The organism is Pseudomonas sp. Irchel 3A7 (assembly GCF_900187565.1).
Classification (GTDB): Bacteria; Pseudomonadota; Gammaproteobacteria; order Pseudomonadales; family Pseudomonadaceae; genus Aquipseudomonas.
Window position 1 is genome coordinate 13,528 of sequence record NZ_FYED01000006.1, and the last position, 15,491, is coordinate 29,018.

General features: G+C 61.5%; 12 protein-coding genes and 1 pseudogene. 1 reads left to right on the top strand and 12 read right to left on the bottom strand.

Annotated elements, in window-relative coordinates; translation table 11 throughout:
* Window positions 1-25 precede the first annotated feature (25 nt).
* Window positions 26-697, top strand: a complete 672-nt coding sequence (locus CKW21_RS11520; protein ID WP_095194091.1) for a DUF3313 domain-containing protein — start codon at window positions 26-28, stop codon at window positions 695-697.
* Between the two features lie 96 nt (window positions 698-793).
* Here the strand turns inward: CKW21_RS11520 and CKW21_RS11525 are convergent, their stop codons facing one another.
* From CKW21_RS11525 to CKW21_RS32300, 12 genes and pseudogenes are all read right to left on the bottom strand, one after another.
* Window positions 794-3,307 (bottom strand): fused MFS/spermidine synthase, encoded by a 2,514-nt coding sequence (locus CKW21_RS11525; protein WP_095194092.1) that lies wholly within the window; start codon window positions 3,305-3,307, stop codon window positions 794-796.
* A 194-nt stretch (window positions 3,308-3,501) separates the two neighbouring features.
* The gene (locus CKW21_RS11530; RefSeq protein ID WP_095194093.1) at window positions 3,502-5,076 is read right to left on the bottom strand and encodes an arylsulfatase; all 1,575 of its coding nucleotides are present in this window, start codon (window positions 5,074-5,076) and stop codon (window positions 3,502-3,504) included.
* A gap of 68 nt (window positions 5,077-5,144) precedes the next feature.
* The gene (locus CKW21_RS11535; protein WP_095194094.1) at window positions 5,145-6,173 is read right to left on the bottom strand and encodes an HAD family phosphatase; all 1,029 of its coding nucleotides are present in this window, start codon (window positions 6,171-6,173) and stop codon (window positions 5,145-5,147) included.
* Window positions 6,170-7,594 (bottom strand): BatD family protein, encoded by a 1,425-nt coding sequence (locus CKW21_RS11540; protein ID WP_095194095.1) that lies wholly within the window; start codon window positions 7,592-7,594, stop codon window positions 6,170-6,172. Before CKW21_RS11540 ends, CKW21_RS11535 begins: the two co-directional genes overlap by 4 nt.
* Window positions 7,591-9,171 carry a VWA domain-containing protein gene (locus tag CKW21_RS11545; protein WP_095194096.1) on the bottom strand — a complete coding sequence of 527 codons (1,581 nt, stop codon included), beginning with the start codon at window positions 9,169-9,171 and terminating at the stop codon, window positions 7,591-7,593. The genes CKW21_RS11540 and CKW21_RS11545 overlap by 4 nt, the downstream gene beginning before the upstream one ends.
* 1 nt (window position 9,172) lies before the next feature.
* Complete coding sequence (locus CKW21_RS11550; RefSeq protein WP_095194097.1) at window positions 9,173-10,165, bottom strand: VWA domain-containing protein; 993 nt, start codon at window positions 10,163-10,165, stop codon at window positions 9,173-9,175.
* Window positions 10,152-10,733 (bottom strand): DUF4381 domain-containing protein, encoded by a 582-nt coding sequence (locus CKW21_RS11555; RefSeq protein WP_095194098.1) that lies wholly within the window; start codon window positions 10,731-10,733, stop codon window positions 10,152-10,154. Before CKW21_RS11555 ends, CKW21_RS11550 begins: the two co-directional genes overlap by 14 nt.
* Window positions 10,730-11,665, bottom strand: a complete 936-nt coding sequence (locus CKW21_RS11560) for a DUF58 domain-containing protein (protein ID WP_095194099.1) — start codon at window positions 11,663-11,665, stop codon at window positions 10,730-10,732. Before CKW21_RS11560 ends, CKW21_RS11555 begins: the two co-directional genes overlap by 4 nt.
* Window positions 11,662-12,642, bottom strand: coding sequence for a MoxR family ATPase (locus CKW21_RS11565; RefSeq protein WP_095194100.1), 981 nt, complete (start codon window positions 12,640-12,642; stop codon window positions 11,662-11,664). Before CKW21_RS11565 ends, CKW21_RS11560 begins: the two co-directional genes overlap by 4 nt.
* 77 nt (window positions 12,643-12,719) lie before the next feature.
* Window positions 12,720-14,132 carry a DUF1254 domain-containing protein gene (locus CKW21_RS11570; RefSeq protein WP_095194101.1) on the bottom strand — a complete coding sequence of 471 codons (1,413 nt, stop codon included), beginning with the start codon at window positions 14,130-14,132 and terminating at the stop codon, window positions 12,720-12,722.
* A 9-nt stretch (window positions 14,133-14,141) separates the two neighbouring features.
* Entirely contained in the window at window positions 14,142-14,921 is a 780-nt protein-coding gene (locus CKW21_RS11575) for a hypothetical protein (RefSeq protein ID WP_371917518.1), read from the bottom strand.
* 429 nt (window positions 14,922-15,350) lie between these two features.
* A pseudogene (locus CKW21_RS32300) lies at window positions 15,351-15,485 on the bottom strand (DUF6124 family protein); the annotation flags it as partial.
* Between the last annotated feature and the right edge of the window lie 6 nt (window positions 15,486-15,491).

Sequence of the window (15,491 nt, forward strand, 5' to 3'; positions counted from 1 at the left end):
CGATCTTCTTTACAGGAGTTACCGCATGAAGTTAGCGCTGATGATGGGCACCGTGTGCATGGCCTCGATTGCCATGGTCGGTTGCGCCAGCAAGGTCGTGGAGCCGGACCAGTATTCCGGGTTTCTCAAGAACTACAGCCAGCTCAAGGAAGCCAAGTCACCCTCAGGCGCCACCGTGATGCGTTGGGTCGATCCCAAGCTCGACATCAACAAGTTCACCAGCGTTTACGTCGAACCGACCCAGCTGTATCCCAAACCCCAGCCGACCGAGACAATCCCCCAGACCACCTTGAACGGGATTACCAGCTACTACGACCAGGCGCTCAAGCGTGAAATCGGCAAATCCTTGCCGTTGGCATCCGGCCCGGGCCCGGGTGTCATCGTGGTGCGTGCGGCGATCACCGCTGTCAGCAGCAAGACCGAAGGCCTCAAGCCCTATGAAGTGATCCCGATTGCCCTGGTGGCCGCAGCGGTCAGCACCGCCAGCGGTATCCGCGATCAGGAAACCGACCTGGCCACCGAAGCGGTGTTCCTCGATGGCGGCAACAATCATGTCCTGGCCCAGGTCGTGCGCAAGGGCACCGGCAAACCGCTGGAAAACAAAGCCCAGGTAATGAAGGCCGATGATGTCAAAGGCGTGATCGATGGCTGGGCGGTGGATATGCATCAGTCCTATCTCAAACTCAAATCCAAGTGATGTATAGGGGTTGATGGCCCCATCGCTGGCAAGCCAGCTCCCACAAAACCCTGTGGGAGCTGGCTTGCCAGCGATGGCGATCCAACAGGCACTGAATCACTCCCCGACAAACCACCGGTAATACGGATTCCCCCCATCCCCGCGCATCACCTCACGAATATCCCGGCCCCAGGCATCGCGATCGCCGTCATAGGCATGCAGGCTCGCCCGATAGAACTGCATCAGGCGTTGCCGGTGCGCGCTCATCCGCTCATTGAAACCCGCATCGGCATTCACCAGCGGCGCGGCAGTGTGCAAGTCCAGCAGCGCCGGCAACACCCGGGTGATCTCCTTGGTCCGGACCCAGGGTGCATATTCGATGCGCGGTTGATCATCGGTCACCGGACGCGCGTCAGCGGCAAAGCGTTCCAGGCCGGCGCGATCAGTCACCCAGGTGGCGAGCAACGCGGCGGCCGAGCCGATACCGACATCCTGCAAGGTGCCACGCACGCTGTCCTGCTGGAAGCGTTGACTGATTTTCCCGACATCCAGCTCGATCGGCTCCAGCGAGCCCACCATCAGCATCTCGTGGAACTCGCTGGTCCACAGCGTGGCGTAGGGGAAGACATCGAGGAAACTGCGCACCAGCGAGCGCGAATCGTTGATGTTTTGCGTCGGCAGCGGCAGCCACTGGGCGACCAGGCCCTGATTCTGAAGGCGGCTGGCAGCCAGTTGGTAGAAGTCCCGGGAATACAGATTGACCACACCGGCCGCGGAGGGCGGTGGTGGCTCGAGGGTGATCAGGTCATAACGCTGCGGATTGCGCAGCAGTTCCTGGCGACCGTCACGCAGGCGCACATCGATACTCGGATCGGCGGCGGCATCGAAATTGCCCTTGAACAACGGCGCTGCCTTGACCACCGATGGCAGCAGTTCGGCGACGACCCGGTGCTCCAGGCCCGGATAGCGCGTCAGGGCGCCGGCGGTGATGCCGGTGCCAAAGCCGATCACCAGCGCTGAACGAGGCTCGGCGTTGTGGATCAGCAGCGGCAACAGCGCCTGAATGCGCATGTAGCGCAGGGAAGGCATGGCATCGCCGGTGTTCGATACACCCTGGATGTACAACCGCTGGAAGGCCTTCTGCCCCTTGCCCTGGGTGACCACGGCAACGGTACCGCCACGTCCTTCCTCGTAAAAAGCCAGGTTGGCATTGCGTGCGCCAGGCAGCAGGCTGGCCAGTTTGTTCACCGGGGTCAGCAGCGCCACGGCCACCGACAGCAGGCCGACCGCGATGACGCCCTGACGCCGGCCTTTCTTGACCCCATGCCCCTTGCGCACCGAGAAATACCCGATCCCGGCAGCGATGATCGCCAGCAATCCCAACGTACGCACCAGCCCCAGCAACGGGATCAGCACGAACCCGCAGAGCATCACCCCGATGATGCCGCCGAGGGTATTGAACGCTACGACTTCACCGACATGGCGCCCCACATGCTCGCGCCCGACGCTCAAGCGCAGGGCCACGGGAAACGCCGCGCCCAGCAGCACCGTCGGCACGAAGACGATGCTCAACGCCGCCACGGCAAAGCGCGCGCACATGCCCGCCAGTTCACTGGCACCCAGCGACAGCACCCAGGCTTCGACCAGGCTTTGCGCGAGCACGAGCCAGCGTCCGAGCACAGCAATTTCCAGCAACGCAATCAGCCCTGCACCGGCGATCAGCAGACCGAATACGCCCCAGGGATCGCGCAGGCGGTCGACCCGTCGGGCGAGCAGGGCGCTGCCGAGAAACAGGCCGGTGAGGTAGGTGGCCAATACCACGGCGAAGGCATAGGTGCGGGTGCTCATGAACTGCACGATCGATTGCGACCAGACCACTTCGTAACCGAGGGCCACGCCACCGGCAATCGAATACAGCCACAGCGCCAGGCGGTCCGGCGCCTTGTCGGCAGGGTGCCGTGTCGGCGTTTCGACTGGTAGCGGACGCTGGCGCTGGAACCACAGGGCAGCGGCGGCGGCCAGCAGGTTGAGCATCGCGGCGGCCAGCGCGCTGCCACGTACGCCCAGGGTGGCAATCAGCACAAACGCGGCGAGCAGGGTCCCCGCGATCGCGCCGGCGGTGTTCGCCGCATACAGGTGGCCGCCGGCCTTGCCCAGTTGCTGTGGATCGCTGGCCAGGGAGCGGACCAGCACCGGCAGCGTGCCGCCCATCAGCAACGCCGGAAGGCCGACCAGCGTAAACGGCAACACCCAGGCCAGCAGGCCGATCTGCTGTTCCAGCCAGGCAAACGGCTGGGCCGCCAGGCTCATGGCGAAGGTCGCGCCGACACCGAGTACCGCCACCAGCACTTCCAGCCCGGCATACAGCAGGACCGGTTGCTGCAAGCGGTCGGCCCAGCGCCCGAAGAGCAAGCCGCCCAGGGCAAGCCCGGCAAAAAACGCGCTGATCCCCGTGGTGATGGCATACACCTCGACGCCCACCACCAGTGACAGCTGCTTGATCCACAACACCTGATACACCAGCGCCGCGGCACCGGAAACGAACAGCAGCAGGGCAGGGATCAACAGCGCCGGGGAGGCGACGTGAGGGGCGGGTATGGCCGACGACTTGCTGGTGACGCGTGAGGACATTGCCGATTGCCTTGTTCCGGTTCAAATACATCAGCGACTGCACCGGCCCCTTCGCGAGCAGGCTCGCTCCCACAGTAGATCTTTGGTGAGCGGAAAATCCCTGTGGGAGCGAGCCTGCTCGCGAATGAAGTTAACGCGGTCTCCAATGGAAAATAGGGCCGCTCGCCGATGAGGGCGAGCGGTGTAAAGCGGTGTTACTTGGCAGCTTTCATTTTTTCATCGATTTTCTTGTCCACTTCCTCGCGGATCTGGTCGATGCTGAAGCTCGCCGGGCGTTGGCTAGGCGGGTAATCGACAAAGGTCTGCAGGAACATTGCGGATCTTCGGGTGGCGTCGAACAGCAGATAGTCGTTCTTGGTCAGCCAATCATAATATTGGTCAGACACGACGTCGGCACGCTCGTAGGGATCCATGCGCAAGTTGAAAAGCTTGGGCACGCGCAGGCAAGTGAACGGTTCGCTCCACACCTTCAAGCCGCCGGGAGCACGCTGCTCGCAAAAGACGATCTTCCAGTCGTTGAAACGCATGTTCACCAGGACGCCGTCATCGTTGAAATAGTAGAACTCGGTACGTGCACTTTTGCCGGTCTTTCCGGTCAGGTAGTCCAACTGGTTAAAGCCATCCAGATGCACCTTGAAGTTCTTCCCGCCGACGTCAGCCCCCTTGAGCAGGCGTTCCTTGATATCGGTATCGCCGGCGGCAGCCAGCAAGGTCGGGAACCAGTCCATTCCGGAGAACATTTGGGTTGACACTTCACCGGGCTTGACCTTGCCCGGCCAGCGGATCATCGCCGGAACCCGGTAAGCGCCTTCCCAGTTGGAGTTCTTCTCGTTGCGGAACGGAGTAGTCGCTGCATCCGGCCAGGACCATTGGTTAGGGCCGTTGTCAGTGGTGTAGACGACGATGGTGTTGTCGGTGATTTTCAGGTCATCCAGCGTCTTCAACAGCTTGCCCACGTCGCCATCATGCTCGAGCATGCCGTCGGCATATTCGTTGCCCGGCATGCCGCTCTGGCCTTGCATGGATTCGCGAACATGGGTGAAAGCATGCATGCGGGTGGTGTTCATCCAGACGAAGAACGGTTTGTCCGCCTTGGCCTGTTTCTCGATGAATGCTTGCGCCGCGGCAGTGGTTTCGTCGTCGATGGTTTCCATGCGCTTTTTGTTCAGCGCGCCGGTGTCTTCGATCTTGCCATCGGCAAAGCTGTGGATCACGCCACGTGGAGAGGCCGCCTTGACGAACGCGGCATCATCTTTCGGCCAGTACGGACGTTCGGGTTCTTCCTCGGCGTTGAGGTGATAGAGATTGCCGAAGAACTCGTCAAAACCGTGGTTGGTGGGCAGGTACTCATCCTTGTCCCCCAAATGGTTCTTACCAAACTGCCCCGTCGCATAGCCGTGTGCCTTGAGCGCCTGGGCAATGGTGACATCCCTTGCCTGCAAGCCGACCGACGCGCCTGGCATGCCGACTTTGGACAGGCCGGTTCGCAGTGGGGACTGTCCGGTAATGAAGGTCGAGCGTCCGGCGGTGCAGCTGTTCTCCGCGTAGTAGTCGGTGAACATCATGCCTTCCTTGGCGATGCGGTCGATGTTCGGCGTCTTGTAGCCGACCACGCCCATGGAATAGGCACTGATGTTGGTCTGGCCGATGTCGTCGCCAAAGATTACGAGGATATTGGGTTTATCGGCGGCCCCGGCGGTTGCCGAGAACGCCATCACCGAAGCCGCCAGCAGGGCCGCCTTCGGTAACCATTTGCGTATGCCAGTCATATGACTTGCTCCTTTTGCTTTGCGTCGCTCGGTGCGACAAACGTTCATTGCGGTCCTGCATCACGCTTTTATTGCACTTGCTCGGGGATGGGGGCATCGAAGGGGTAGATCCGCCGCCATTCGGCAGCCATGTCGACGACGGTCCAGCCACGGGTTTTTGCTTCGTCCAGGGCTTTGTCCAGACGGCCGATCTTCGATTCGCGGTCGTAAGCCCATTCGCGTTTGGCGTCGGTGTGATGCACCAGGCCCATGAAGCGCTTACCCGGCCCGGCGGCGGTCCACTGCAGCATCTGCAGGTCGCCATCGGAGTTGCCGAAAGCAAGAATCGGCCGACGCCCGATCACGGCATCGATGCTTTCCGGTTTGCCCGGCCCATCGTCGTTGTGGGCCAGTTTTGGCGTGCGCAGGATCGAGGCTTTGCCGTCCTTGTACTCAAACGCGGTGACAAAGGTGGTGCCGATGACCTGCTCGGGTGGAACGCCGTAGACCTTTTCGGCAAAGGCGCGCATGAAACCGGTATCGCCACCGGAGACGATGTAGGTCTTGAAGTCCAGGCGACGCAGGTAGTCGAGCATTTCCAGCATCGGCTGGTAGATCATTTCGGTGTACGGCTTGCCGGTTTTCGGATGACGGGCCTGGCTCAGCCAGGTCCTGGCGTAGTCATCGAAAGCTTCGGTGGTCATGCCGCTGTGGGTCGCGCCGACGATTTTCAGCAGGCCGTCCGTGCCGGTCGCCGCCAGGGCCTGGTGATCATTTTCCAGTACCGCCTTGAACGGCTGGGTGGTTTTCCATTCCGGGTGTTGTGGCGCGGTGCGCTTGACTTCATCGAGGGCGAACAACAACTCGAAGTACATCGGCTGCTCGCTCCACAGCGTGCCGTCGTTGTCGAACACGGCGATACGATCTTCGGGTTTGACGAAGTCCTTGCTGTTCCGGTCGGTCACGGCCTGGACGAATTCGATGATGTTCTTTTTCGATGGACCGTCGTTCCACGAGGGCAACGGCTCGGCCGCCTGCACCAGCAATGGCAGGCTCAGGATCAGCGTCAGTAACAACCTCAGTCCGTGATGCTGGCGGATCGATATCGGGTTCGTCATGGGAAATCCTTCTCGTGAACGGGGTTCAGTGGTCGCAGTGCGGGAGCGACTGATTCTTTGTCGTGTTCGGCCTGACTATGCAGCGTAGTCAAGGATTGCCTGAGTTGAAGCAACGCCTGATCTTTGGTCGGCTCCCGGCCGTAACAGGCGCGCAACAGTGCTTGCAGGCGAGGGCCGAAAGCGGTCAATTTCAGGCCTTTGCGGATGCGCCGTGTCCACAGATAGAGGGCGCTCAGCTGCGGCGGCGTGCCGTCGAGCTGCTGAGAGATCTGCCGCCAGGCGTAGTCGGCGGACTCCAGCCAGGCCACATGACGGGCGTGACGCCGTGCTTGCCAGCGCAGGTACGCGCGATGAATGAACGGGCGCACGAACCCGGTCAGCAACGCCACGCTCAACAGCAGCGCCAGCAAGCCAAGGACAAATCCCGACAGGTGCACGCGGTTTTGCTGCCCGAGTTTTTTCAGGTCTTCGGTGATCGAAAACACTGGCCGATAGGTGCTATTGGCCACGGCATCAAAGGCTACGGCGGGGACTTGAGCGATTCGGGCCTGCTGGCTGCCGGCGTCCCACCATTTCAATTCGATGGCTGGCAATGTGTGATGGCCTTCGCGGTCGATCCGGTAAGTCACGCTGTCGATGCGCTGGCCACCGGTGAAATGGCCGCGACCGTCATCCAGGGTCCTGACCTGCGGGTTTTTCGGGTAGCGACTGAGGCCGCTGACATCGTTCAGTGCTGGCGTCGGCAACGACATGGCCAGGGCACCGTCGGCTTGCAGGATCAATTGCCGGGTGAGGCTATCGCCGACTTTCAACGGCGTGTCGGCGTTGTTGATTGATTGGGTGAAACTCAGCTTCTGGGCGACCAGTACCGGCTCACCGGGCGCGAACCCTGGCGGTTGCGTCGCGACAAAATGCAACGGCTGGCTCTGCGCGCTGAGTTCGGCGCTGGCCTGGCCGGGTGTGGCGCGCACGGTCAGGGCGGGGATGTCGAAACCCCGGGCCACATTCGGGGTGATCAGGAAGCTGTAGCGCATGCCATTGAAGGATTTACCGTCAAGGGTCTGGTTCAGGTGTTCGGCATGGCCGTCCGGGGGCATGACCAGTGCCCCCGGCAGTTTCAGGTCGGGCAGGGTGGGGGCGTCGGTGAACCAGGTGTCGGTGAGGATGTCGAGTTGCAGTTCGACGAGGCTGCCGACCATGGGTGGGGTGCTGGGTTGCAGGCTTGTCTGGACCCTTAATTCAGGTTCGGCGGCGAGGGTGGCTGTGCTGAACAGGCATAGGAGCAAGGTGCCGAGATTTGTGGTGATTGATCTGGCGCTATCGCTGGCAAGCCAGCTCCCACAGGGTTTTGTGAACAACTCAGAACCTGTGGGAGCTGGCTTGCCAGCGATAGCCGCGACTCGGTTTAACAGATTGATCATGGCTTCACTCCCGCCTGATCCTGCAAACCGAATTTCTGTTTCAGGAACTTCGCCGGCGATGTGCTGAGGTTCTGCAGCCACTGTTCATCCGACGCCGCCTGTTGGGTCTGCAACGCCTTGCTCTGACCCTTGCCCGGTGCCTTGTCCATCTTGATGTCGTCAGGCTTGACCTCGGGCGCGTTCTGTTCGGCGCTTTCGGTGTCTTTCTGCAAGGCGATGGCCAGGGCGAGGTTGGCCGTGGCTTCGGGGAACTGCGGTTGCAGCTTCAACGCCTGGGTGTAGGCCGCAATCGCTTCGTCGAACTTGAAGCGACGCACGTAAATGTTGCCCAGGTAGAAATACGCCTGGGGCGTTTGCAGGCGCGCGAAGCTGGCCAGCGCCAGGTCGAAATCGGCGGCGTTGTAGGCGGCGATGCCTTTCCAGTACGGGTCGGCAAAGTGTGCGGCGGCCTGCGGGAAGTGCTCATGTTCGAAGGCCCAGCGCCCTTGCTGGTCAGGGGTGAAGAAGGCGTCGGTCAGTGCGCCGGCCTGTACCGGCGCAGGTGGCCAGCCAAGTCCGACCGCCAATAGCAAACCGGCCATCCAGTTCAGGCTCCAGCCCTTGCGCACACTGAAGAAAGCAAGCAACAGCAGCGGCCAGCACAGCCAGTAGCCGGCATCCTTCCAGTGCAATTCACGCTGTTCGTCGCTGGCGCGCTGGAAGTGCGCCTGGGCGTGCAGGTCGACCCAGTCCAGATCGTCGTTGTCGAGCGTCAGGCTGCCCAGAGGCGCATCCATTTTGGATGCCAGCTGCTTGAGCGCGGCCTGATCAAAACTGCCCAGCACCGGCCGACCGCTGCTATCGATTCGCGGCTGGCCACTGGCATCGCGGATGATCCCGCCGTCCTGGCTGCCGACCGCCAGTATCAACACTTGCAGCGCGCTGTCTGCCAATTGCCGGTCCAGACCGTCCAGCGCTGAAGTGTCGGCGCCATCGGTGATCAGCAGCAGGGTGCCGGGGGATTTTTCCTCGGCCAGCAAGCGTTTGGCCTGGTCGATCACTGCACTGACATTTTTTCCCGGCTTGCCGATCAGGTCGGTGCTCAAGGCCTGGATAAAGGTGTCGAGCAGGCTGGGATCGTCCGTGGCCGGCAGTACAAGGTGCGCACTGCCGGCGTAGGCGATCAGGGCATTGCGCGCGCCGGCGCGACGCTGGATCAGGTCATGAGTTTTGTGTTTGGCCGCTTCCAGGCGCGTCGGTTGCACATCGGTGGCGTCCATCGACGGCGACAGATCAATGGCGATGATCAGCGGTGCACGGTTTTCCAGAAAGTCCGGCCGATCCTGCTCCCAGGTCGGCCCGGCGGCGGCCAGGGCGCCGAGTATCAGCAGCGTGCAGACCAGGTGCACCGGTCGCAGCCATTGTCGGTCCTGCGGGGTGATCAGCAAGTGCGGCAGCAAGTGCCCGGCAATGTTGCCACGCAGGCGGCGTTGCAGGTCACGGCTGCGGCGCCAGAGCAGTGGCAGAACGGCAGCGAAGGGCAGCAGCAACAGCCACAGCGGACGCAGGAAGTGGAAGTCGCCGAGATCGATGTCCATCTCAGGCCTCTTGCCGCTGACGGGCCAAGGACAGGCGCGGACGCAGCATGGCGCCCAGTTGATAGAGCGCGAGCAGCGCAATCGCTACCCCCAGCGGCCACCAGAACAGATCCTTTTTCGGTTGATGGCTGAGGGTTTTCACCTGATGGGGCGTGAGCGTGTCGAGGGTGCTGTAGACCTGATCCAGCGCGGTGCGGTCTTCGGCGCGGAAGTACTTGCCACCGGTGGCTTCGGCGATCTGTTGCAAACTGGTCAGGTTGACCCTGGCTTCGCCGGAAGCCTGCGGATCGCCAATGGCAATGGTGTGAATCACCACGCCTTTGGCGGCCGCCATGGCCGCCGCATGATCCGGCGTGATGGCGCTGCTGGTGTCATTGCCGTCGGTCAGCAGGATCAGCACTTTTTCCTGTTCATGGGCCTGTTCCAGCAGCTTCAGGCTCAAGCCGATGGCATCGCCGATGGCGGTGTTGGGACCGGCCATGCCGATACCGGTGTCGTCCAGCAACAGCGACAGGCTGGCGTGATCGAGGGTCAGCGGTGCCTGCGGATACGCACCGCTGCCGAACACGATCAGGCCGAGGCGATCCTCTTTGCGTTTGTCGATAAAGCCGTGCACCACGCCCTTCACCGCCGCCAACCGATTGATCTTCTGGCCGCTGGCATCGGTGAAGTCGGTGGTTTCCATGGATTGGGACAGGTCGATGGCCAGCATCAGGTCTCGCACCGGTTGCTGGCGTTCGATGGGTTTTTCCACGTACACCGGTCGGGCCGCCGCCAGCAGCAACAGCACCCACACCAACAGATTCAATGCCAGCTGCCAGCGATTGCTGCGGGTGCCGGCCTGATTCGGTGCCTGGCCGACCGCGTGGCTCATGGCGGCAAAAAACGGCACCCGCACCGCACTGCGTGCCTCGCGGTAGTCGGGCAGGTAGCGATAACCGAACCACGGCAACGGCAACAGCAGTAACAGCCAGGGGTAATCAAGTTGCCACATGATGGTGCTCCACCCAGGTTTTGCAGGTGGCGAACAGTTGCTGGCGCTGTTCGGAGGGGAGGGCTTGCAGAACCGCATCAGGCGCGTAGGCCAGCAGCGCCAGTTGTTGGCTGAAGTTGGCGGGGAGGGGGGGCGCAACGTGCGCCTGCAGAAAGTCTTGCCAGTCCATCCCGCCTAGTGCGGTCACCTGTGGGAGCGAGCCTGCTCGCGAAAGCGGCGTGTCAGTCACCGCAAATTTTGAATGTGAGGCCGCCTTCGCGAGCAGGCTCGCTCCCACAGGGTGATGGGTGGTGGGCATTGAGAGGGCGGTGCGCTTGAGCAACTCTGGAAGCTCGCGCAACGCACTCAAGTCATCACTGCGCTGCTGCAACTGCGCCAACCGCACCAATGCCTCGCGCCGATAGCGATCGCGCCGCCATTGCCAATACCGCCGGGCGGCGATGATCAGCGCCGTCAGCCCCAGCAAACCGAGCAGCACCCACCAACCCCAGGTCTGCGGCGCATAGCTGACCGGCGCAGGAAGCGCGATTTCCTTGAGTTGCTCGATGCTCGGGACATTCGGATTCATCGCCGCGCCCCGGTCAGCTTGCCCAGTTCGGCGCGCAGTTGCTCATGGGCCTCGGTCGCCGTGCTGAACATCATCAACGGCACCTGGCTGCGCCGCAGCAAGGTGGCAACGTCCTTGAGCCGCCCACTGAGAAAATCGCCCAAGGGCTGGTGCACCTGACGACGCTCCACTGCCAGTTCCACCTGCAACTGGCCCTGGGTGATCAACAGCCGGCCATTTTTCGGCAGGTTCAGCGCCAACGGATCGTAGACCTGCATGGCGATCACGTCGTTGTGTGCCGCCAGCTGGCGCATCAGCTGCAAGGTGCGCTCACCGGCACCGGCAAAGTCGCTGACGATACAGATCAAGTGATCGTGCCCCGCCAATGCCAGACATTGCTGCAACACCTTGTCGAGCTGGTCTTCGCCTTCGGCGTCCGGGTTGGCGGCGTTCAGTTCCCGGTTCTGCTGGACGATGCGGCTGCACAGCGCTTCGATCCGTGTACGGCTGCGCAGCGGCGCGACACTGTCGATGCGCCGGTCGTTGAACACCAGTCCGCCGACCCGGTCACCTGCGTTGAACACCATCCACGCCGCCAAGGCCCCGAGCTCGGCGGCGACGGCGGATTTGAAGCTGCGTTGCGAGCCGAAGAACATGCTCATGCGCTGGTCCACGAGGATCAACGCCGGGCGGTCACGCTCTTCGGTGAAGGTGCGCACCACCGGTTTGCCGGTGCGCAGCGAGGCGCGCCAGTCGAGGTGGCGCAAATCATCGCCGGGCTGATAGCGACGCAATTCATCGAAATTCAAGCCACGGCCACGCAGGCGTGAGGCATGGTTGCCGGCCAGAATGCTGCCCCGGGGCTGACGCGCGAGAAAACTCAGGTCACGGGCCTTGAACTCCAGGGTCATCAACTGCGCCAGGGAGACATAGACCAGACCATCGGCATTCACGCAGGAATCGCCACTTTGTCGAGCAGGCGGTCGAGCACTTGATCGGCAGACACACCGTCGGCCACCGCGTCGTAGCTCAGGTGCAGGCGATGACGCAGCACCGGGTGCACCACAGCGCGTACGTTGTCCGGCGAGACGAAGTCCTGACCCTGCAACCACGCATCGGCGCGGGCGCAGCGGTCCAGTCCGATTCCACCGCGCGGGCTGGCGCCGATGGCGATCCAGCGGGCGAGGTCGGCGTCGTAGTCGGCCGGGCGACGCGTGGCATTGATCAGATCGATCAGGTAGCGATCGATGGCCGCCGACACATGCACCGCACTGACTTCGCGGCGCGCGGCGAAGATCACGTCCTGGGCCAGTGCGAAGCCTTGCACCGCAGCGGTCCTGGCACCGAGGGCCTGCTCTTCTTCGCGTAACAGGCGCAGCACCTGGCTTTCGTTGTCGGCGCTTGGGTAATCGAGCAGCACCTTCATCAGGAAACGGTCCATCTGCGCTTCAGGCAGCGGGTAAGTGCCTTCCTGTTCGATCGGGTTCTGGGTGGCGACCACGATGAACAGATCCGGCAGCACATGGCTGTTGCCGGCCACGGTGATCTGGCGTTCTTCCATGGCTTCGAGCAACGCGGCCTGGACCTTGGCCGGCGCGCGGTTGATTTCGTCCGCCAGGATCAGGTTGCCGAACAGTGGCCCGGGCTGAAACCGTATCTCGTTCTTGCCGTCGACCTGATGCAGCACCTCGGCGCCGGTGATGTCAGACGGCAACAAATCAGGTGTGAACTGGATGCGACTCATCTTCGCGTCCAGATGCCTGGCCAGCGCCTTGACCGTACGGGTCTTGGCCAATCCCGGCAGGCTCTCGAGCAGCAAATGCCCGTTAGCCAACAGGCCAAGCAGGATTTGCCGGATCACCTGATCCTGGCCAAGCACGGCTTCGGTGATGCTGGCTTGCAGGGCGTTGAGGTCATTGAGTGCGGTCATGCTGCCTCCCGGAAAAGCGCCAACGTCAGATCGACGCTATAGCTGTTGCCCTCAGGCCTGGCCATGGCTGACTCCGCTTATTGGTTCATTGGTTTATGGGGGGTCAAAAGCGGCATCTTCCATTGACCGCTGGCGACTTCCGGTTCAGGCAGGTACAGGCGCAGCACGCCATAAAACGGCCCGTTCGGCGCCGGCAACCAGTTGCTTTGCAGATCCTTGGCCGGTGCCTTGTTCTGTACGAATAGCGTCAGGCCGCCATCGGCGTCGAGCTTGAGGTCGGGCAGCATGCGCGAGTTGATCAGGTAGCGGTTGAGCGGGTTGTCTACCAGCAATTTGTTCTTCGCGTTGTACAGGGTCAGCGACCAGAACGCTTCGGCCGGGGGCAGGGCGCCTTTGGCGAAATGCAGGGTGTAGTCGTGCCTGGAGGCGTCGACCGGCTGATCATTCCTGTCGACGAAGTAACCAATGTAATTGGCTTCCTCGGCAGAGTTGCCGAAGATGCCCAGGTTGGCGCCTGCGTAGCGGTACAGGTAATTGCCCTTGAGGTGATTGCGGGTGCCAAAGAAATCGCCGCTGCTGACCTCATGGGTATCGATTCTGGTTTTCTTGAAGGCGGCGAATTCCGCCTTGGCGTCGCTGATGCCGTCTTCCAGGGCTTTGCGTTGATCGGCGCTCAGTTTGGTCAGATTGAACGGCTTGCCGGCTTCGATGCCGATGGTCTTGAAACGCGCGAGCAGCGTTTTTTCCACGCTCTGGGCCGGTGCAAAGGCCAGCATGAAATTCAGGTAGCGAAACAGATCCGGCGTGTCGCTCATGGTCGGCGTGGGTTTCGGCCAGTCGATTTTCGCGGCGGCGCGCGGTGCCTTGTGCCGGGTGTACCGGCTCAGGGATTGAACCTTATAGCCCTTCTGGATCTGCTTGACCTTGGCCAGGTCCTCTTCATCGAACAACTGCGTGCGATACAGCGCGTAGGCGATGTTGGTTTCGCTGCGCAGCAGACGGTCGATGTTCTGCGGTTGCTTACCTTTCCAGTCGGGTCCTGCAATCATGAACTGGCCGCCCTTGTTGCCGGTACTGCGGGTCCCCAGGTAAGCGAAATTCTGCGTGTAGGCGTCGATCAATTGCACCGAGTAGTAACGTTGCTCTTCAACGGGCGGCAAAGTGAGTACCAGAGGCTCGGTGCGCAGGTCCATCCAGACGAAGGAGTAGGGCGTGTCGGCATTGGGCGTGACGAACGCGGTGTCCTGGGCGGTGAAGGCCTTGGCGGTGTTGCCGATCCGGTTAAACGGCGCCTTGTAGTTCGAACTCTTCTTGTCCACGGCCTGGCTGTAGAGCGTCTTGTACATTTCCACCACCGGAAATCCGTACAAATAGGCTTCCCTGGCGATGCCCCGGGCTTGTTCCGGGGTGGCGGTGAAGTCGGCACCCACGCCACAACTGACAAACATCGTCATCAGGCCGAAACCGGCTGTGCGAATTGCAATGTGCATGGCAGTGCCTCACTTTCCAAACGTGGCGTTGAGCCCGACGAACAGGGTGAACTGCGGCACGCCATCGCCTTTGCGCTCGACGGTCCACTGCGGTTCGATAAAGGCGTTGAGGATATTGGGTCCGTCTTTCCAGACTTTTCCGCCACCCAAACCGAGTGGGATGTAGTGGGTGTCGTTCTTCAGATCGAAGGTCCAGATACCGGTGGAACGCAGGTACCAGCCGTGGTCCAGGTTGTGAATGACGAAAGGTTGCAGCGTCGCCGTTTCAACATGTTCGCGGTCGTGGTCGCCAGCAAATGAACTCTGGTATTGCACCAGCGCGCCCAGCAGGCCGCGAGGTGACGCGTCGATGGCCACGGCGGCGAACCCGGCCTGCCATTTGCCGGTGCCGAGTTCATCCTGATCGGCAAAGGGGGCGGTGATCATCGGCCCGATACCCAACTGCACGCCCTCGGTTTTCAGCAGAAAGATATCGAACAGGTTGAGGTCGCCTTCACCGGTGCTGTAGCCGCCGTTCGGATCAGGATGGGTGCTGATCGGCGCCGTACCGCGCAACAACTGGGGCACGCCGATGAAATCATTCGGTGCAATCGGCAACGTGCCGCGTACCAGCAGGTCGTTGGTGTGGATGTTGGAGCCGTAGTACCTCGGTGTGTAGTAGTCCTGCAGGTTCATCCCCGGCTCGAGGTTGAGCGGGTTGTTGCTCCTGTTGGCGGTCTCGGCGTTGTCGGCGTGGGCACAAATAAGAGGTGCGAACGAAGTCGCCACAAGAAAAATGTGTATTCCCATTTTGTTCAACATGATTCCCCCGGTTCCCTGGTGGCTCATTGGGAAGACCCGGCACTTGGCGGCCGTTATTGCGTAATCTCTTTGCTATCAAGGCTGTAGGACGTGTCTCTTGAAGCTAGCAGCTAAATGAGGGTTAGCCAGTCGGAGGGGGTGATTCTTTGGTTTTGAGCGCAGGTTTTCCGGTGCTTTTTGTGTACTGAAAAGTTAATACGAATCAAGGAATTGGAAAACAAAGAAGCCCGTCATCGGTATAAACGCGATGGCGGGCTTGCCGTTTTTTTTTTGGCGAGGGAGCTTGCTCCCGCTCGGCTGCGCAGCAGTCGTATCCCTCGCTGGCAAGGTACCCCTGATACACCGCGTGCGCTGTTTTTGGGGCCGCTTCGCAGCCCAGCGGGAGCAAGCTCCCTCGCCACAAGGGTTTAGCGGTGACTAAGGTGGATCAAGATTATCCAGCACCCGATTCACCGCCAGTTCCCCCAACATGATCGACTGCTGAATCCCCAGCAGCGTATGGCTCTGCGATCCCTTCAAACTCCCCGCGAAATCACTGGCCATGACATTCGACAAAAA